Source organism: Paraburkholderia sp. EB58, assembly GCF_050436665.1.
Classification (GTDB): domain Bacteria; phylum Pseudomonadota; class Gammaproteobacteria; order Burkholderiales; family Burkholderiaceae; genus Paraburkholderia.
The window spans coordinates 219,429-238,714 of the sequence record NZ_JBNDMQ010000006.1 but is presented as its reverse complement, the minus strand read 5'-3'; the positions used below and the strand labels follow the sequence as shown (position 1 = coordinate 238,714).

The 19,286-nt window shown below is 63.5% G+C and carries 17 protein-coding genes; 6 read left to right on the top strand and 11 right to left on the bottom strand.

Features of this window, described 5'->3' with window-relative positions; all coding sequences use genetic code 11:
* Positions 1–247: 247 nt before the first annotated feature.
* Positions 248–985 (bottom strand): SDR family oxidoreductase, encoded by a 738-nt coding sequence (locus P3T40_RS11650; RefSeq protein ID WP_429267835.1) that lies wholly within the window; start codon positions 983–985, stop codon positions 248–250.
* A 27-nt stretch (positions 986–1,012) separates the two neighbouring features.
* The gene (locus tag P3T40_RS11645; RefSeq protein ID WP_429267834.1) at positions 1,013–2,002 is read right to left on the bottom strand and encodes an AraC family transcriptional regulator; all 990 of its coding nucleotides are present in this window, start codon (positions 2,000–2,002) and stop codon (positions 1,013–1,015) included.
* 450 nt (positions 2,003–2,452) lie between these two features.
* Between P3T40_RS11645 and dalD the strand changes: the two genes are divergently transcribed.
* From dalD to P3T40_RS11630, 3 genes are all read left to right on the top strand, one after another.
* Complete coding sequence (dalD, locus tag P3T40_RS11640; RefSeq protein WP_429267833.1) at positions 2,453–3,859, top strand: D-arabinitol 4-dehydrogenase; 1,407 nt, start codon at positions 2,453–2,455, stop codon at positions 3,857–3,859.
* Between the two features lie 166 nt (positions 3,860–4,025).
* Positions 4,026–5,507: a xylulokinase gene (gene xylB, locus P3T40_RS11635; protein ID WP_429267832.1), complete on the top strand. Its 1,482-nt coding sequence runs from the start codon at positions 4,026–4,028 to the stop codon at positions 5,505–5,507.
* Positions 5,508–5,585: 78 nt separating this feature from the next.
* Positions 5,586–6,533 (top strand): sugar-binding transcriptional regulator, encoded by a 948-nt coding sequence (locus P3T40_RS11630; RefSeq protein ID WP_429267831.1) that lies wholly within the window; start codon positions 5,586–5,588, stop codon positions 6,531–6,533.
* A gap of 68 nt (positions 6,534–6,601) precedes the next feature.
* Here P3T40_RS11630 and P3T40_RS11625 read toward each other — a convergent pair whose 3' ends face one another.
* The 6 genes from P3T40_RS11625 to P3T40_RS11600 all read right to left on the bottom strand — a co-directional run bounded on the left by P3T40_RS11625 (position 6,602) and on the right by P3T40_RS11600 (position 12,646).
* Complete coding sequence (locus P3T40_RS11625) at positions 6,602–7,711, bottom strand: ABC transporter ATP-binding protein (protein ID WP_429267830.1); 1,110 nt, start codon at positions 7,709–7,711, stop codon at positions 6,602–6,604.
* Between the two features lie 90 nt (positions 7,712–7,801).
* Entirely contained in the window at positions 7,802–8,497 is a 696-nt protein-coding gene (locus P3T40_RS11620) for an HAD family hydrolase (RefSeq protein ID WP_429267829.1), read from the bottom strand.
* Positions 8,494–9,363, bottom strand: coding sequence for a carbohydrate ABC transporter permease (locus P3T40_RS11615; protein ID WP_429267828.1), 870 nt, complete (start codon positions 9,361–9,363; stop codon positions 8,494–8,496). The genes P3T40_RS11620 and P3T40_RS11615 overlap by 4 nt, the downstream gene beginning before the upstream one ends.
* On the bottom strand, positions 9,360–10,295 hold the full coding sequence (locus P3T40_RS11610; RefSeq protein WP_429267827.1) for a carbohydrate ABC transporter permease: 936 nt from the start codon (positions 10,293–10,295) through the stop codon (positions 9,360–9,362). The genes P3T40_RS11615 and P3T40_RS11610 overlap by 4 nt, the downstream gene beginning before the upstream one ends.
* A 166-nt stretch (positions 10,296–10,461) precedes the next feature.
* Complete coding sequence (locus tag P3T40_RS11605) at positions 10,462–11,784, bottom strand: ABC transporter substrate-binding protein (RefSeq protein ID WP_429267826.1); 1,323 nt, start codon at positions 11,782–11,784, stop codon at positions 10,462–10,464.
* A 79-nt stretch (positions 11,785–11,863) separates the two neighbouring features.
* A complete protein-coding gene (locus tag P3T40_RS11600; protein WP_429267825.1) occupies positions 11,864–12,646 on the bottom strand; it encodes an L-iditol 2-dehydrogenase in 783 nt (260 codons plus the stop codon).
* 270 nt (positions 12,647–12,916) lie between these two features.
* On the opposite strand from P3T40_RS11600, the gene P3T40_RS11595 reads away from it, so the two are divergent.
* The 3 genes from P3T40_RS11595 to P3T40_RS11585 are packed head-to-tail and all read left to right on the top strand — an operon-like array spanning position 12,917 to position 15,559.
* The gene (locus tag P3T40_RS11595) at positions 12,917–13,855 is read left to right on the top strand and encodes a metal ABC transporter solute-binding protein (RefSeq protein ID WP_429267824.1); all 939 of its coding nucleotides are present in this window, start codon (positions 12,917–12,919) and stop codon (positions 13,853–13,855) included.
* The gene (locus P3T40_RS11590) at positions 13,852–14,784 is read left to right on the top strand and encodes an ATP-binding cassette domain-containing protein (protein ID WP_429267823.1); all 933 of its coding nucleotides are present in this window, start codon (positions 13,852–13,854) and stop codon (positions 14,782–14,784) included. The genes P3T40_RS11595 and P3T40_RS11590 overlap by 4 nt, the downstream gene beginning before the upstream one ends.
* Complete coding sequence (locus tag P3T40_RS11585) at positions 14,777–15,559, top strand: metal ABC transporter permease (protein ID WP_429267822.1); 783 nt, start codon at positions 14,777–14,779, stop codon at positions 15,557–15,559. Before P3T40_RS11590 ends, P3T40_RS11585 begins: the two co-directional genes overlap by 8 nt.
* A 106-nt stretch (positions 15,560–15,665) precedes the next feature.
* Here P3T40_RS11585 and fghA read toward each other — a convergent pair whose 3' ends face one another.
* The 3 genes from fghA to P3T40_RS11570 form a co-directional block, all read right to left on the bottom strand.
* On the bottom strand, positions 15,666–16,529 hold the full coding sequence (gene fghA / locus P3T40_RS11580; RefSeq protein WP_429267821.1) for an S-formylglutathione hydrolase: 864 nt from the start codon (positions 16,527–16,529) through the stop codon (positions 15,666–15,668).
* A 34-nt stretch (positions 16,530–16,563) separates the two neighbouring features.
* Entirely contained in the window at positions 16,564–17,670 is a 1,107-nt protein-coding gene (locus P3T40_RS11575; protein ID WP_429267820.1) for an S-(hydroxymethyl)glutathione dehydrogenase/class III alcohol dehydrogenase, read from the bottom strand.
* Positions 17,671–17,799: 129 nt separating this feature from the next.
* Positions 17,800–19,236, bottom strand: coding sequence for a xylulokinase (locus tag P3T40_RS11570; RefSeq protein ID WP_429267819.1), 1,437 nt, complete (start codon positions 19,234–19,236; stop codon positions 17,800–17,802).
* Positions 19,237–19,286 lie beyond the last annotated feature (50 nt).

Genomic DNA, 19,286 nt, shown 5'->3' with positions numbered 1-19,286 from the left:
TACGTTGACTCCCGGTTTCGTGCGACAAGACGTCGTACTGAGTCAAATGCTTTCATCGAGGTCGTGTTGGGCGGCTTGCGCGACCCACCGAGCTACATGCTCGTCGATAGTCCGCCGGACTTGCAGGTAGCGGCGATACGTTCGATGATGCGTAACGGTTTGAGGTCAGCTTTATGAATTGGACTGCACATCTATGTAAGGGCCGTAAACCGCAAACAGATGCTTCCAGGGACGACCCTCTATCAGACTACCTAGCCGTAAATCCTCCATCGATCGGTAACGCCACCCCACTAATCATCGAAGCCGCATCGCTCAGCAGAAACAGAATCGGCTCCGCCACCTCACGCGGCTCAGCGAAGCGTCTCAACGGAATCCCCTGCAAGGCCGGCCCGCGTTTAGCCGGATCGCTCCAGGCCAGCACGGCCATCGGCGTGAGTGTCACGGTCGGGTTCACGCTATTCACGCGTATCCCATGCGGTCCGAGCTCGATGCATAACGCGCGGGTGATCGCATCCATCGCGGCCTTCGACGCCGAGTAGCTCAGATGATCGTCGAGCGCAACGAGCGCCGCCTGGCTCGATACGTTGACGATGCTGCCCTGCCGCTTGGCCTCGATCATTCCACGCGCCACATGACGCGCCACCAACGCCGCACCGCGCGCATTCACCGCCATTACGTGATCGAAACTTGCCGCGGTCGTATCGATCGCGCGCTCGAGCAAAGCGATCCCCGCGCAGTTCACGAGACCATCGAACGCGTCGAGTTCCGCAAGCGCATCGTCGATCGCCAGCGGATCGCCGACATCGAGCACCAGCGGTTCGCAACCGGTCTCTTCGGCCAGTCGCGCCAGTTCGTTGACGTTGCGCGACGCCGCGACGACACTCGCGCCGCTCGCGCACAGCAGCTCGACGGTCGTGCGGCCAATGCCGCTCGATGCGCCCGTAACGAGCACCGAGCGCCCTGAAAAATCGAAAGTTGTGTTCATAGGGGCAGTAGCCGGCACATGACCGGCTTACCTCGTTGGATAAGCGGCGGATGCAGTCCGCGCGTGACCGCGGGTCTGGACCGCCGGCACGATCGACGGCGCGTCCTCGATACCCGCGCCGCGGGCGGCCGCTTCGTCGGAAACGTCGCGGCTCGCGTCGTTAAGTTGCTGGTAGCGGCGAAACTTCGAGGGCGCCATGCCCTTGGCGATCAGAAACTGCCGGTTGAAATTGGACAGGTTATTGAAACCCACCTTGAAGCAGATATCGGTAATGCTCAACGCGTCGTCCATCAGCAACTGGCAGGCGAGATTGATGCGCATGCGGTTCACGTACTGCACGAACGGCATGCCGGTATGGCGGCGGAAATAACGCGAGAACGCGCTCACACTCTGACCCGCCAGTTGCGCCAGGTCCGACTCGCGTAACTCCGCCGAGAGATTCTGGCCGATGTACGACAGCGCATGATTGATGCGCGTCGCAGCGAACCCCGTAGGGTCGGCCTGGTACGCGGGACTCGCCAGCAGTTCGGTATCCTCAGCGCCCACCAGCACTTCGAGCATTGACATGAACAGCACGAGGCGACGTAAGCCGCGTGCTGCCAGCAACTCCAGAAAGAGCGGCCGGATCGCCGCGCTGGTTTGCGCGCCGAACAATACGCCGCGCCGCGAAGCGGTCAGCAAGGCTTCCACCTGGCCCCACTCTGGAAAACTCTCCATGCAGTGCGTCACGAAATCCTCACCGAACTGCAGGACCAGATTGCGTTGCTCGACGGTTTCGCCCTCGGGCACGTCGCTCACCCAGTTGTGCGGCAGGTTCGGTCCCAGCAATACCAGATTGCCGGGCGCAAAACTGCTGATGTGATCGCCGACGAACATCTTGCCCGTGGTCGCCACGATCAGATGGATTTCGTACTCAGGGTGAAAATGCCAGCGCACCGTGCGGTACGGATAGCCGTGATACCACGCCTTGAACGATTCGTCGCGGCGCACAGCCACGAGTTCGAGATCGGGTTGCACGTGTCTTCCTCCATTGAAGCGGCCCGGTACAGCGCTACTGGTTTGGCGCGCCGCCGGTCTTCGGTTTGTATAACGAAAATTAGACCTCAAACCCGTGGCACGCCACTAAAAACGGCACCGTCGACCGATACTTTTTTGCATTGACTCCAAGCGCCGCACTTTGCTCGTCAAGTTTGATGCGATGCAGCAGCCCCGCAAAGTCCCTCCATACAACGATGCGAACGCGCTGCACCCCTCGTGAAAGGCCTGCCACGCGGCGCTGCGCCACCGATTGCCGCGTTTGTCGCCTTGACTTTCGATTCGCCGGGTACGATCATTCGCTCACATGCAGAGCAAATGCTCCAAATCAGAAAACGCACGCCCAGACCGTGCGAAGCACTTTCGCCACCATGTGGCATGGGACCGGCGTAAGCGCTAAAGCGCTAACCCCGGTCGACAAAGGAGACACACATGAACAGCGACCAAAGCGGCGTCGCGGACGCACAAGTGATCTTGCACATTGGCGCAGGATCGTTTCACCGCGCTCATCAGGCGTGGTATCTGCACCGGTTGAACGAGTTGCGCAAGGAAGGCGAGCCACGCTGGTCGCTCACGGTCGGCAATATTCGTGGCGACATGAATCCGGTGCTCGAAGCACTCGCTGCCCAAGACGGCGTCTATACGCTCGAAACCGTGACGCCGGGCGGCGAGCGCAAGTATGAGACGGTGCGCTCGATCGAACGCGTGGTGCCGTGGTCCGAAAGCCTCGACGGGTTGATCGAGGCCGGCGCCGACCCGGCCTGCAAGATCATCGCCTTCACGGTGACCGAGGGTGGTTATTACCTCGACGAACACGACCGGCTCGACACCGCCAACCCGGATCTCGCGACCGACCTGAAGGGCGGCCACACCACCATCTACGGCGCGCTGGCAGCCATTCTCGAAGCCCGCATGCAACGCAACGCCGGTCCGGTGACGCTGCAAAGTTGCGACAACCTGCGCAGCAACGGCGAACGGTTTCATGCCGGCATGAGCGAGTTTCTCGAGCGGCGCGGCGCCAACGCGCTCGCCGCATGGTTCGATGCCAACACGACCTCGCCGAGTTCGATGGTCGACCGCATCACGCCGCGGCCAACTCCCGACGTGCGCGAGCGCGTGCTCGCCGCCACCGGTTTCGACGATGCCGTGCCGGTGATGGGCGAGGCGTTTATCCAGTGGGTGATCGAAGACCACTTCCGCGCGGGACGTCCTGCGTGGGAGCGCGTCGGCGCGGAACTGGTCGACTCGGTGGTGCCGTACGAAGAAGCCAAGATCCGCATCCTCAACGCCACCCATAGCTGCATTGCATGGGCAGGGACGCTGGTCGGACTGAACTACATCCACGAAGGCACGCATGACCCGGAAATCCGTCAGTTCGCCTTCGATTACGTGACCGAGGACGTGATCCCCTGCCTCACGCCGAGCCCGCTCGATCTGGCGCGCTATCGCGACGTCGTGCTGGACCGCTTCAGCAATCCGCACATCCAGGACACCAACCAGCGGGTCGCCGCCGACGGCTTCTCGAAGATTCCCGGCTTCATTGCCCCGACCCTCGCCGAATGCTTCGCGCGCGGCGTCGAACCGGCCGCCACCGCGATGCTTCCGGCGCTGTTCTTCCGCTTTCTCGACCGCTGGCAGGCCGGCAAGTTGCCCTATAAGTACCAGGACGGCGTGATGGACGAACGCGTCGCCCGCGCCTTCTTTGCCGCGCCGGATCCGCTGCAGGCCTTCTGCGCCGACCGACTGCTGTGGGGCAGCATGGCGCAAACGCCCCATCTGGAGAAGGCACTGCGCGGCGCGCTGGCCCGCGTGGACGCCTGGCTGGCGAGGCGCGGCTGATCTTCTGGAGGTTTGGGGGCGCGCCCACCGCGCCTCCAGGCTTCCGCCTGCGCCCCCGCCGCGCGTCACTCCCTCCGCTCCATCCCAAGCCAGGTCTAACGCCCATGGCATCGGCCACCGTGTGCGGCTAAAGTAGCGCATCCTCATCGACGAAGGTTCCGCGCCCATGTATCTCGGCATCGACCTCGGCACGTCCGAAGTGAAAGTCCTGCTGCTCGCGTCCAGTGGACGAGTCGTCGGCACGGCAGGTTCTCCGTTCACCGTTTCGCGCCCACATCAGCGCTGGGCCGAACAGAATCCCTCCGACTGGTGGGACGGCACGCGCGCCGCCCTGTTCGCGTTGCGCGCGAAGCACCCCGACGAGTTTGCGCAGGTGCGCGGCATCGGCCTGTCCGGCCAGATGCACGGCGCAGTGTTGCTCGACGCGCAAGACCGTGTGCTGCGCCCGGCCATTCTGTGGAACGACATGCGCAGCGTCGACGAATGCGCCGAGCTGACCGAGCGGGCGCCCGAGCTGCATCGGATCGCCGGCAATCTGGCGATGCCCGGGTTCACCGCGCCCAAGCTGCTGTGGGTGGCGCGCCATGAGCCGGAGATTTTCCGGCAGACCGCCTACGTGCTGCTGCCCAAGGATTATCTGCGGCTGCAACTGACCGGCGACAAGGTATCCGATCCCTCGGATGCAGCCGGCACGCTGTGGCTCGACGTGGCGAAGCGCGACTGGTCCGATACGCTGCTCGCCGCCTGCGACATGAACCGCTCGCAGATGCCGCGCCTGTGCGAGGGCAGTGAATCGTCCGGCACCTTGCGCGCCGACATCGCCCGCGAGTTCGGCTTGGGCGATGGGGTCGTCGTCGCGGCCGGCGGCGGCGACAACGCGACCAGCGCCATCGGCATCGGCGCGACGCAACCGGGCGACGGTTTCGTGTCGCTCGGCACCTCGGGCGTGCTGTGCGTGGTCGGCGACAGTTTCCGGCCGAATCCGGCTTCCGCCGTGCATGCCTTCTGCCACGCGATTCCGGACCGCTGGCATCAGATGAGCGTCGTGCTGTCGGCGGCCAGTTGCCTGCGCTGGGTCTGCAAGCTGACCTCGACCGACGAGCCCACCCTGCTCGCCGAAATCGAAGCACTCGCACCCGACGCGCTGGCAAGTGCGCCGTTCTTCCTGCCGTATCTGTCCGGCGAACGCACCCCACACAACGATCCGTATGCGCAGGGGGTGTTCTTCGGCATGAACCACGCAACCGATCGCGCGCTGCTCGGCTATGCCGTGCTCGAAGGCGTGACCTTCGCGCTTACCGACGGGCTCGACGCACTGCGCGCGGCTGGCACCGAAGCGAGGGGGTTGTCGCTGCTGGGCGGTGGCGCGCGCAGCAACTACTGGGCACAACTGCTCGCCGATGCGCTCAACACCACCACCCGCAAACACGGCGGCGGCGAAACCGGCGCCGCGCTCGGCGCGGCCCGCCTCGGCTGGTTGGCGGCCGGAGGCGATCCGGCGCAGGTGCTGACCAAGCCGCCGGTGGAAGTGGAATTCACGCCGAACCCCGCGCGGCATGCAGCTTTGCGCACGCGGCTGGATGGCTTCCGCGCGTTGTACCGGCATGTGCGGCCGCTGTTCGACCTGTCGCGCGAGCGGCTGGCGTAGGGTCCAAGGATGCTGACCATGCCGGAATCAGCAGGCTGAGCGGCTGCTATCAACGGCGCAAACCACAAGAAGCCCACCGTGCCCAAGTCCAACGAAAAACTCGACCTCGCCACGCGCGCCGCGTGGCTCTACTACGTCGCCGGCAACACCCAGAACGAAATCGCCGAGAAGCTGCAGGTCTCGCGCCCGGTGGCACAACGGCTGGTCGCCTTCGCGGTCGAGAAGAATCTGATCCGGGTGCGCGTCGACCATCAGCTCGCCGATTGCCTCGCGCTCGCCGAGCAGTTGTCGAAGCGCTATGGCCTGTCGATGTGCGAGGTCGTGCCGGTCGACAACGACACGCCCGAGGAGATCGACCGCAAGCTGGCCGTCGCCGGCGCGCAGGTCATGGAACGCTATCTGAATGAAGAAAAGCCGATGGTGGTCGCCGTAGGCAGCGGTCGTACGCTGAAAGCGGCGGTCGATCAGATCGCCCAGCTAGACCGCCCGCAGCACCGGTTGGTATCAATGGTAGGGGCGATCGCCCAGGACGGCTCCTCGAACCGCTATGACGTCGCGCTGCACATTTCCGAGAAGACCGGCGGCAAGCATTTTCTGCTACCCGCGCCGTTGCTCGCCGATAACGAGGCCGAACGCGCGCAGTGGTGCAATCACCGGCTGTACCGGATCGTCGAAGCGTTGACGAGCGAGGCGGATGTTGCCTTTGTCGGGGTCGGCAATATCGGCCCGCACTGTCCGCTGTTCGAGGATGGCTTCATTACCGCGGCGGAAGTGAAGGAACTGATGCAACAGAAGGCGGTGGCCGAGATGCTCGGTTTGCCGATCGACGCGGTCGGCGCGCATGTCGAATCGTCGACTGGGCAGCGTGTCACGAGCGTCGCGCTCGATTCACCGCCGCGGCGGCCGACGATTGGCTTCGCCGGCGGCGAGCGCAAGCGTGAGGCGGTGATCGCCGTGCTGAAAGGTGGGTGGCTGTCGGGGCTGGTGACGGATGAGTTGTGCGCGCGGGCGGCGTTGGAAGCCTGAACGAAACAGGCGATAGCACGGCTAGCGGCGCGCACCAGGCTCCCGGCGCAGGCCGCGTCCGTCATACATCAAGCCGCCAGCACCTCAACAATCTTGCGCTGGAAAGCCTTCCCTTGGGCATCGAACAGATGGCAATGCTCAGGCTTCCCCCCCAGCTTTTGCATTTCCCCCTTCGTATGGCGCTCGAGCGGCGGAATCCGCGCGATGATGCCCTCCGGCGACACGCTCGATTCCGCGTACAGATACGCCGCGTCGCCGAGCGATTCAACCGCCATCGTGCGTGCCGAGATGCCGTCGTCGGCCATGCCCACGTGCAGATGCTCAGGGCGAATCCCAACCGTCACCTTGTCGCCCTGCTTCACCGCGCCCGGTTCGACTGCCACGCGCTGCGTCTCGCCGGTTTCATAACGTACCGTGACGCCGTCGTGCGTGACGGACTGCACCACGCCTTCCATGAAGTTCATCTTCGGCGAGCCGATAAAGCCTGCCACGAACTTGTTGGCCGGTGCGTGATACAGCATCGTCGGACTGCCGACCTGCTCGACATTGCCCGCCGACAGCACCACGATCTTGTCGGCCAGTGTCATGGCCTCGACCTGATCGTGCGTGACGTAGATCATTGTGGTTTTCAGTTCGTCGTGCAGACGGGCGAACTCGAGGCGCATCTTTACGCGCAGCGCGGCGTCTAGGTTCGACAGCGGTTCGTCGAACAGGAACACCTTCGGCTTACGCGTAATCGCGCGGCCAATCGCCACCCGTTGCCGCTGGCCGCCGGATAACTGCTTCGGCTTGCGATCCAGCAGGTGGTCGATGTGCAGGATCTTCGCTGCGTTGCGCACCGCCGCGTCGATCTCCGGCTTCTTGGTGCCGGCGAGCTTGAGGCCGAATGCCATGTTGTCGTACAGCGTCATATGCGGATAGAGCGCGTACGACTGGAACACCATCGCAATCCCGCGCTTGGCCGGCGGAATGTCGTTCACCCGCGTGCCGTCGATGTTCAGGTCGCCGCTGGTGATGTCTTCGAGGCCGGCGATCATGCGCATCAGCGTCGACTTCCCGCAACCGCTCGGACCGACGAACACGACGAATTCGCCATCCGCGATGTCGAGATTGATGTCCCGCATCACTTCATTATCGTCGTAGGCTTTTCTGATGCCGCGCAGAGTCAAGCTTGCCATGATGTGTCTCCGTGTGTTGCTCGTACTACGTTAATCCAGTTTGAAAGTGTCTGCTCGCGCCATCCTGCTGCATCGCGACTGCAGAGCGTCTCAATGCGATTCCGCGGTTACTCGCTGGGTCCATTGGTCCACCAGCGCCGGCAACTGCGTCATATCGTCGAACACGTGGGCTGCGCCGGCCGCCCGCAACGCGTCAAACTGCGACTCGCTCGCGTGCCCGCCGCCAATAAAGGCGAGCACGGTCATGCCTGCAGCGTTCGCGGCCGTGACGCCGGTGACGCTGTCCTCCACCACCAGACACGCGCTGCTCGCGAGGCCAAACCCCTTCGCCGCCGCCAGATACACGTCGGGGGCAGGCTTCGGCATCGCGACCGCATCCGCGCAGTAGAGCCGGCCGCCGAAGAACGCTTCGAGGCCTGTGCGCGCCAGTACCGTCTGCACATACGCCCTGTAGCTGTTGCTCGCGCACGCCTTGGGCAGCGCAATCTGCGCGAGCGCCTCGGCGATACCGGCCACGGCCGGCGCCTGCATTGCCGCGATTTCGACGGCATGGCGAATCGCTGCTATATCGTCCGTACTCAAACTGCGGCCAAGTTGCGCGGCGGCGTTTTCGAGCACCCGCTCGATGCGCAATCCGAGCAGCGGCAGCACCACCGGTTCGACATCGCAATCCGGCCAGCGCGCTTCGAGTTCGTGCACCAGCATACTCGCCGCCACGGCTTCGCTGTCGATCAGGACTCCGTCGCAATCGCAGATCAGCGCCAGCTTTGCTTCGGTCACGGTCATTTAACCGCCCCGAACGTGAGGCCGCGCACCAGTTGCTTCTGCGACAGCCAGCCGACGATCAGGATCGGCGCGACCGCCAGCAGCGAAGCGGCAGAGAGCTTGGCCCAGAACAAGCCTTCAGGACTCGAGTACGACGCGATAAACACCGTCAGCGGCGCCGCGTTGGAACTGGACAGGTTGATGCTCCAGAACGCTTCGTTCCACGACAGAATCACCAGCAGCAGTGCGGTTGACGCCAGACCCGGCAAGGACATCGGCATCAGCAGGTAGACGATTTCCTGCCAGGTCACGGCTCCGTCAATCCGTCCGGCTTCGAGAATGTCGCGCGGAATCTCCGCAAAGTACGTGAAGGTCATCCACACCGCAATCGGTAGATTAATCAACGTATAGATGATGATCAGCCCCGAGACGGTATCGAGCAGCCCGGTGTTTTTCCACAACAAATAGATCGGCACCAGCACGCCGACCGACGGCATCATCTTGGTCGACAGCATCCACAGCAGCAAACCCTGGGTGCGGCGGGTCGGAAAGAACGCCATCGCATAAGCGCACGGCACGGCGAGCAGAAGACACACCACCGTGACGCCCGCCGAGATCAGCACCGAATTCCACGCGAACGAGAAATAGTTGCTGCGGGCGAACACCTCACGAAAACTGTCGAGCGTCGGGATGAAGAACAGCGACGACGCATAAGCCTGCTGCTCGGTCTTGAATGCGGTGATCGTCATCCAGAAGATCGGGAAAAACAGCAGCAGTGCGATCAGCCATGCGAACACACCGGGAATGGCGCGCTTGAAGACGGCCCACGGCGCGTTCTTCGATGACGTGGTCGTCGTTGAGACTGGAGAAGCGGCAACGTGGCTCATTTTTCGTACTCCCCTTTCAGGTTCTTCGCGAGCATCCGGACAAGGAAGAACGACACGATGTTCGCCAGCACCACGGCGAGAATCCCGCCCGCCGAGGCAAGCCCGACGTCGAACTGTTGCAGGCCGAGCGCATAGATCAGGTAAGACAAGGTGGTGGTCGCCGTGCCGGGGCCGCCGCCTGTGGTTGTGTAGATTTCCGCGAAGATCGACAGCAGGAAAATCGTCTCCATCATCACCACTACCGCAATCGCCCGTCTCAGGTGGGGCAACGTGATGTAGAAGAACATCGAGAAGGCGCCTGCGCCGTCGATCTTCGCCGCTTCCTTCTGTTCCTGGTCGAGCGACTGGATCGCGGTGAACAGAATCAGGAAGGCGAACGGCAGCCACTGCCACGAGACGATCATGATGATGGCGGTGAGCGGATAGTCGGCGAACCAGTCGATCGGTGTCAGGCCGATAGCGCGCATACCCTGCGCGATCAGGCCGTACACCGGGTGCAGGATCATGTTCTTCCAGATCAGCGCGCTGACGGTCGGCATCACGAAGAACGGCGCGATGGCCAGTAGCCGTGCAATGCCCTGTCCGTAGAACTTGCGGTCGAACAGCACCGACATCAGCACGCCACCCACCACCGTGATCACCAGCGTGGCAACGATCAGTTCGAGGGTATGCCCAATCGACGGTCCGAACGACGGATCGGTGGCGAGATATTTGTAGTTGTCGATGCCGGCAAAACCCTTCTCATCGGGGTTGAGCAGGTTGTAATGCGTGAACGAATACCAGATCGTCATCGCTAGCGGGATGGCCATCCACAACACCAGGACGGCGGTGGATGGTGTCACGAGCCAGCGTGCGGACGCGGCCTTGCGCGATTCGCGCTCTTTTTCGGTCTGGGGATGGGCATGCATGAGATGAAGGCGCAGAGGACGCATGATGTGACCACCTGTTCGGTAAACCGCGGGATATCGCGGCGGGGTCAAGGTGAGCCGGTGCTGGTCCAGGTCGTCTGGACAGGGTGCACAGGCTCAACCAGAGAGCCGCGACGGCCCGCTGTGCTGCCAAGGGCCGGCTGACTGGCGTCAGCCGGCGTGTTTCACGTCACTTCAGATAACCGGCCTGACGCACCGCGCGGTCAGCCGTGGCCTGCCCGGCTTGCAGCGCCTGATCAACCGTCATCTGTCCAGCGAGCGCACCCGAGATACTCTGACCCACTACCGTACCAAACGACTGGAACTCAGGAATGCCGACGAACTGCACACCTGTGTACGGTACCGGCTTGAGAGTCGGGTGATTCGGATCAGCCGTTTCGATCGCCTTCAGCACGAAGTCGGCAAACGGAGCCGCCGCCTTGTACTCAGGACGCGCGTATGTCGACTGACGCGTTCCCGGAGGCGCCGAGGCCCAGCCTTCGTCCTTCGCGACCAGCTCGATGTATTCCTTCGAGGTAGCCCATTCGATGAACTTCTTCGCGGCTTCCGTCTGCTTCGACGACTTCGGAATCGCCAGCGCCCAGGCCCACAGCCAGTGCGAGCCGCGCGGTGTGACTTCGATCGGAGCGGCAGCGAAGCCGACCTTGTCGGCGATCTGCGACTGCTCCTTGTTGTACAGCATGCCGGCCGCCACCGTCGCGTCGATCCACATCGCGCACTTGCCTGAAGACATCAGCGTCAGGTTTTCGTTAAAGCCGTTCGAACTCGCTCCCGGGGGGCCGTCTTTCTGCAGCAGGTTGACGTAAAACGTGACCGCCTTCTTCCACTCCGGCGAGGTCAGTTGTGCATTCCACTTTTCGTCGAACCAGCGGCCGCCGAACGTATTCACGAGCGTCGTGACATACGCCATGTTTTCGCCCCAGCCAGCCTTGCCGCGCAAGCAGATGCCGTACATTCCGTTGGCCTTGTCGGTGAGCTTGTCGGCAAACTGCTGGATCTGGTCATAGGTCGGCTGAGCGGGCATGGTCAGCCCCTTCGCCGCAAACAGATCCTTGCGGTAGTACGTCATCGAGCTTTCGACGTAGAACGGCAGCGCGTACAGCGAGCCGTTGTACGAGAGGCCTTCGCGCGCCGTCTTCACGACGTCGTTGAGGTCATAGGCGGCGGACAGGTTCGTGATCGGGGTCAGCCAGCCGCGCTTGCCCCATTGCGGCGTCTCGTAAGCGCCGATCGTCATCACGTCGAACTGGCCGCTGCCGGTGGTGATGTCGGTGGTGGCGCGCTGACGCAGCACGTTTTCTTCGAGAATCACCCAGTTGAGCTTGATGTCCGGATTGGCCTGCTCGAACGCCGGCGACAGCTTCTTCAGCTCGATCATGTCCGGATTGTTCAGGGTGGCAATCGTCACCGTCGCGGCCGAGGCATTCAGTGCCGCGCACGCGACAGCGGCGGCGCCGACCGCCTTGAGCGCGGGTTTCATGGCTGCTTTCATCACTTGTCTCCTTTCTGGTACGTTATGTTTTACTGCGTTGTTATGCAAACGGCGCGGCGAGCCGGTCAACCTCATTGCCTTAGCTCATCCAGTTGCCACCGTCGACGTTCAGGGTTTGCGCGGTGATGTAATCGGCATCGGCGGAAGCGAGGAACAGCGCCGCGCCGGTCAGGTCTTCGGGCAGGCCCATGCGGCCGAGCGGCACCGCCTCGCCGACCAGACGCTTCTTTTCACCGGGCTGGCGGTTCTCATAACGGGCGAAAAGCGCGTCGACCTGTTCCCACATCGGCGTATCCACAACACCCGGCGCGATACCGTTGACGTTGATCTTGTGCGGTGCGAGTGCAAGCGCTGCGGATTGCGTATAGCTTAGTACGGCAGCCTTGGTTGCGCAGTAGTGCGAAACCAGTGCTTCACCGCGCCGGCCAGCCTGCGACGACATATTGATGATCTTGCCGCCGTGGCCCTGCTCGACCATCCGCTGCGCGGCGGCCTGCATCAGGAAGAACATGCCCTTCACGTTGACGGCGAAGAGCCGGTCGAACACGTCCCAGGATTCGTCGAGCAGCGGGCGCATGTCGAACAGCGCGGCATTATTAAAGAGGATATCGATCTGGCCGAAACGCTCCACGGTGCTCGCGACGATCCGCTGGATGTCGTCGCGGCGCGTGACGTCGGCGCTCAGTGTTAGCACCCGGTCGCCGTCCGCTGCGCGTAGGGCCTGCGCAAACGAGTCAGCCGGCTTGACGTCGACCAGCACACAGCGCGCGCCCTCGTCGAGATAACGGCGGGCCACGGCTTCGCCGATTCCGCTTGCTGCGCCCGTGAGGATCGCCACCTTCCCTTGCAATCGCGCTGCCACTTGCTTGTCTCCGGTTCGTTTCGAGTTTTGCCGCGTGGTGAGCGAACGCTCATTGCGCGAACAATTGCTCTGTTAGTGATCGAATGATCGGATACGCGTTCGGTCATGTCAAGGCAGGAAACAAGATTTCGATGGTGCAGCGCGGCAGGACTGACAAACCCAATAGATACGTTATATCATTGCATCCCCGCCTCACTGCGAAGCTCTCCCGGGTCGACAAGAGATTCTCACACCCAACTCGCATCTAACTTTTATGCAGCAGGGAAACCGATGAAAAAACTCAGCTCGAAGTGGCATGATGCGCGCCGCGTGCTCAGCCTGTCCAAGTATCTTGTAGCCGGCGCGGCCATGCTGGCTATCGGGCACGCCGCTTTCGCGCAGGACGCGAAGATCCAGGTGGTGGCCGCGGAAAACTTCTACGGCGACGTGGTGCATCAATTGGGCGGCGAACACGTCGACGTCACCAGCATCCTGAGCAACCCGGATGAAGATCCGCATCTGTTCGAAGCCAGCCCGAAGACCGCGCGCGCCTTGCAGCACGCAAGCCTTGTGGTCTACAACGGTGCCGATTACGATCCGTGGATGGCGAAACTGCTGAACGCATCGAAGAACGCGAAACGCACGATCATTGTTGCCGCCGACCTGATCGGCAAGAAAAGCGGCGACAATCCGCACCTCTGGTACGACCCGGCCACGATGCCCGCTGTAGCCCGCGCAGTCACGGCCGCGCTCGAAACGGCTGACCCGGCGAACAAGTCGGCGTACGATGCGAACCTCGCGAAGTTTCTCGATTCGTTGAAGCCGATCGACGCCAAGGTCGCCGAGCTGCATGGCCGCTATGCCGGCGTGCCGGTAACGGCGACGGAGCCGGTGTTCGGTTATATGTCGGACGCGATCGGCCTGTCGATGCGCAATATGCGCTTCCAGCTGGCGACGATGAATGACACGGAAGCGAGCGCGTCGGATATCGCCGCGTTCGAGAAGGACCTGCGCGAAAAGCGCGTGCACGTTCTGATTTATAACAGCCAGGCAACCGAAGCCCTGACCAAACGCATGTTGAAACTTGCCCAGCAGTCGCACGTACCGACCATGAGCGTCACTGAGACCGAACCGGCCGGCAAGAACTACCAGGCGTGGATGTCGTCGCAACTGGACGCGCTCAGCGCGGCGCTGGCCGCAGGGCAGGCAAACACAGGAACCACTCAATGAATCTGACTGGCCGCACGCCGCAAGGGACTGCGCCCGTCCTCGAGCTCGAGGACGTGACGCTGGAACTGGGCGGCCGCGCGATCCTGCGCAATACGAGTCTGCAAGTGAATCAAGGCGAATTCATCGGCGTACTCGGACCGAACGGCGCAGGCAAGACCACGCTGATGCGCGCGGTGCTCGGCCTCGTGCCGGCGGCGAGCGGCACGATCCGCGTACACGGCCAGCCCGTGATGCGCGGCAACCCATCGATTGGCTATATGCCGCAGACGCGCAGCGCGCTGGCTGGCCGCCGGGTGCGCGGCCGCGATTTCGTCGCAATGGCGGCCGACGGCCACCGCTGGGGTCTGCCGCACGCCGATGCGAAGACCCGCGCGGATGTCGAACGCGTGCTGGATCTGGTGGGTGGCCGTGCCCTCGCGGCGCGGCCTTTGTCCGAACTGTCGGGCGGCGAGCGCCAGCGTTTGCTGCTCGCGCAGTGCCTGCTCGGCAATCCGGAACTGCTGCTGCTCGACGAACCGCTCATCAGCCTCGACCCGCATCATCAGAAGAGCGTCGTCGAATTGGTGCGCAATGTGCAGCAGGAACTCGGCATTGCGGTGCTGTTTTCCGCGCACGAACTCAATCCGCTGCTGCACGCGCTAGACCGGGTGCTGTATCTCGGCAGCGGCGTGGCGGCGCTCGGCACCGTCGATGAAGTCATCACGAAGCCGGTGCTATCGCGGCTCTACGGTTCGCCCATCGACGTAATGCGCGTGAACGGCCGCATCTTCGTGATGTCGGGCGACGTCGAAGTCGAAAAGCACGATCACGAACACGAAGACGACGCTCATGATCACGATCATGGTGGCGCGTCGGGCCATACGCATTCACACGGCCACAGCCATGGCCACCACCACGCCTCACGCGACGGACACACGAACGATGTTTGAATACGATTTCATGGTGAACGCATTCGCGGCGTCGGGGATCGTCGCGGTGCTGGCGGGGATTGTTGGCTATTTTCTGGTGATGCGCGGTCAGACGTTCGCTGGTCACGCGCTCTCGCACGTGGGCTTCACCGGCGCGACCGGGGCGGTGCTGCTCGGCATCTCGCCGATCTGGGGGATGATCGGCTTTACGCTGGCCGCAGGCGTCGGCATGGGCGCGCTCGGTGAGCGGCTCGCCGGACGTGATGTGGCGATTGGCGTGATCCTTTCGCTCGCGCTCGGCTTCGGGCTGTTGTTTCTGCATTTCTTTACCGCTTATGCGACGCAGGTCACGGCCCTGCTGTTCGGTAACGTGCTGGGTGTAAACGCGTCGACGCTGGGCGTGCTGGCGGGGCTGGGCGTTCTAAGCCTGGTTGCGCTCGCGGCAATCATGCGGCCCTTGCTGTTCGCTTCGCTGCAGCCGGAGCTGGCCGAAGCCAAGGGTGTGTCGCTGCGGCTCGTGTCCGTGCTGTTTCTGGCGATTGCCGCGCTGGCAGTCGCGGCGTGCACGCAGATCGTCGGCGTGCTGCTGGTGTTCACGCTGATGGTCGGACCGGCGGCTGCCGCGCAAAACCTCACGACGCGTCTGTCCATCGGGCTGGTGCTCGCGGCGCTGCTGGCGCTCGCGCAGGCATGGCTCGGGCTGACGCTCGCTTTCTATACGGACTGGCCGACGAGCTTCTGGATCACCGCGCTGGCGGCGTTGGTGTATGGCGGGAGTTTGTTGGGGCGGCGGTAAGAAACGAATACGGCGCACCGCACTTGCTGCGGATGCGCCGTATTCCGGGTCAGCGGCACGCGCTCATCTCCACGCGCGCCGCCTCATCCTTCAGGGCTTCAGCGCTTCAAGCGAGCAACACCTTCGCGTGATGCGCGAGGTGATCCTCCATGAAGGTCGAGATGAAGTAGTACCCGTGGTCATAGCCTTCGTGACGGCGCAACGTCAACGGCTGGCCTGCCGCACGGCACGCCGCTTCGAACACATCAGGATGGAGTTGCTCGGCGAGAAACTGATCCGACATACCCTGATCGATCAGAATCCCCTCCGCGAACTTGTGTGACGCACTCGCCACCAGTTCACTCGAGTCATACGCCTTCCACGCTGCACGGTCTTCGCCCAGATAGCCGGTGAACGCCTTCTCACCCCACGGACAACGCGACGGCGCCGCGATCGGCGCGAACGCCGACACCGAGCGGTAAATCTGCGGATTGCGCAGCGCCAGCATCAGCGCGCCGTGGCCGCCCATCGAATGACCGAAGATGCCGAGGCGCTCGCCGTCGATCGGCAGGTTCGCCAGTACCGTCTCGCGCAACTCGTCGCGTACGTACGAGTACATCCGGAAGTGCTTCGACCAGGGCGCCTCGGTCGCATCGACATAGAATCCGGCCCCCACGCCGAAGTCCCACGCCGCGCTTTCGCCGGGAATGCCCGCGCCGCGCGGACTGGTGTCCGGCGCGATCAGGGCGATGCCGTGCTGCGCGGCGAAGCGCTGAGCGCCCGCCTTGATCGGGAAGGTTTCCTCGGTACAGGTGAGCCCGGCCAGATAGAACAGCGCCGGCACTTTCGCCGTGTTGACCTCCCCGGCATGCATCACTTGCGGCGGCAAAAACACCGAAAAGCGCATCGGCAAGCCGGTGACCTTCGAGTCGTGCTTGTAAATGCGCTGCACGCCGCCGTAGCAGGCGTGCGAGGCTAGAAGTTCGAGCATCGCGCGCTCCCTTGATTGCAACGTGAGTCCGGCATCAGTACAACACGACCGAGCGGATCGACTCGCCCTTCTTCATCAGGTCGAAGCCTTCGTTGATGCGTTCGAGCGGCAGACGGTGCGTGATCAGATCGTCGATGTTGATCTTGCCTTCCATATACCAGTCGACGATCTTCGGCACGTCAGTACGACCACGTGCGCCGCCGAACGCCGAGCCCTTCCATTGGCGACCCGTCACGAGCTGGAACGGACGCGTGCTGACTTCTTCGCCCGCTGCCGCCACGCCGATGATGAACGACTGGCCCCAGCCCTTGTGCGTGCACTCGAGCGCCTGACGCATCACCTTGGTGTTGCCGATGCATTCGAACGAGTAGTCGGCGCCGCCGTCGGTCAACTGCACGATATGGTCGACCACGTTCTCGACTTCACTCGGGTTGATGAAGTGCGTCATACCGAACTTCTTTGCCAGCTCGACGCGGCCCGGATTGATGTCGACACCGATGATCTTGTCAGCGCCCACCATCTTCGCGCCCTGGATCACATTCAAGCCGATGCCGCCCAGCCCGAACACCACCACGTTCGCGCCCGCCTCGACCTTGGCCGAATACACCACGGCGCCCACGCCCGTCGTCACGCCGCAGCCGATGTAGCAGATCTTGTCGAACGGCGCGTCTTCACGCACCCTCGCCACCGCAATTTCCGGCACGACGATGTAGTTCGAAAACGTGGACGTGCCCATGTAGTGGAACAGCGGCTTGCCGTCGAGCGAGAAGCGCGAGGTGGCATCAGGCATCAGGCCCTTGCCCTGCGTCGAGCGAATCGCCTGGCACAGGTTGGTCTTGCGCGACAGACAGAACTTGCACTGGCGGCATTCCGGCGTGTAGAGCGGAATCACGTGATCGCCCTTCTTGAGCGTGCCGACGCCCGGACCGACGTCGACGATCACACCTGCGCCTTCATGACCGAGAATCGCCGGGAAGATGCCTTCCGGGTCCGCGCCCGACAACGTGTAGTAGTCGGTGTGGCAGATACCCGTCGCCTTCACTTCGATCAGCACTTCACCGGCGCGCGGCCCTTCGAGATCGACTTCCTCGATCGTCAGCGGTGCGCCGGCCTTCCATGCGATGGCTGCTTTCGTCTTCATGATGAATGCTCCTGTAGTTCCTTAAATCTGTGTCTGAATGCCGTACCGTGGCCGGCGCCTATGATCGCCGAAAATGGCGCAACGCGTATTCCAGCACTCGCCGTTTGATTGCTCATGAGCGACACCATTTCACTCGACACCGGGTGCCGCGAACCACGCTTCAACACGTCCATACAGATCGATAAAGCGCGCAAAACGTCCGGCCAGTGCCGCGTCGTTTTGCGGACCCGCGACCCAGGTGGCGCCCGGCGCAAGCGCGGCGAGATCGCCCGCGTGCCAATGGCCGCTCGCGAGGCCACCGAGTATCGCCGCGCCGCGCGCCGCGGCGTTCGGACAATCGACCGCGTACAGATCCACGTTCAATGCATCGGCGAGCAACTGGCGCCAGCGCGCATCCACGGAGCCACCGCCTGCGAGACGCAGCGCCACGACCGTGGCGCCGCTCGCGCGGATCGCATCGAGCCCTGCGCGCAACGAGAAGGCGACGCCCTCGAAGGCAGCCCGCATCATCGTGCCGCGCGTATGGCCGAGGGCGAGGCCCATCCAGCCGCCGCGCGCGGCCGGGTTGAGCCACGGCGTGCGCTCGCCGGTCAGGTAAGGCAGAAATGTGAGACCGGGCGCCACTGTCGTGTCGGCGCTGTCGAAGGCATCGCGATATGCGTCGGCCCATTCATAGGATAACCAGCCACGGACGGTTCCGAGCGCGACGCCGACGTTCTGCATAGCCGCCATCCGGTACCAGTGATCGCTCGCCGCACGATAGCGATGCAGCCCTTGCGCGGCCGCCGGCGCCTCGTTCGCGAGCACGACGATCTGGCCGCCGGTGCCGGTCGTGAGCAGCGCGTCGCCTTGCGCGGCGAGGCCGCTGCCGAGCGCGGCGCACGGGGTATCCGCGCCGCCGTTCGCGAGCACGATGCCCGCGCGCAAGCCCAACGCCGATGCCGCAACTTGCGACAATATGCCGCCGACCGCATACGACGGCGCGAGCGGCGCAAACCATGTTTCCGGCAATTCAAGCCGCTCGAGTTGCGCGCGATCCCAGACGCCGGCGGGATCCGCCAGTGCGGTCGCGCAGGCATCGGACGGATCGGTCTGCACGGCGCCGCCCAAGGCCACCCGCAACCAGTCCTTCGGTTGCAGCGCCCAGCGCGCCGCGTGGGCCGACTGCGGCTCATGCTGCACGATCCAGCGCAGCAACGGTCCCGCCATGCCCGGCGCGACAGGATTCGGCTGCGGCTCCGGCCATTCGCCAAGCAATCCGAGTGCACGTGTATCGGGCCACAGCATCGCAGGCCGTATCGCGCGGCCCTCTGCATCGGTCAACACCACGCCGTGCATTTGTCCGGAGAAACCGACGGCCTCGACGCTGTCGCGCTGCTGCGCCGGCAGCCGTGCCGCCGCTTCGCACAGCGCCCGCCACCATGTGTCGACGGACGTCTCGGCCCAGCCGGGGTGCGGCGTTTCGATCGCGTAAGCGACGCTGGCCGCCGCTGTTTCGCGCCCGGTGCCGTCGACGATTGCAAGCTTCAGTGAACCGGTACCGAGATCAATGCCGAGAAAACTCATGGATGAAAAGTATCGAGGCGTGGAGAGGGAAAAACGCAAAGGGGGGCGCT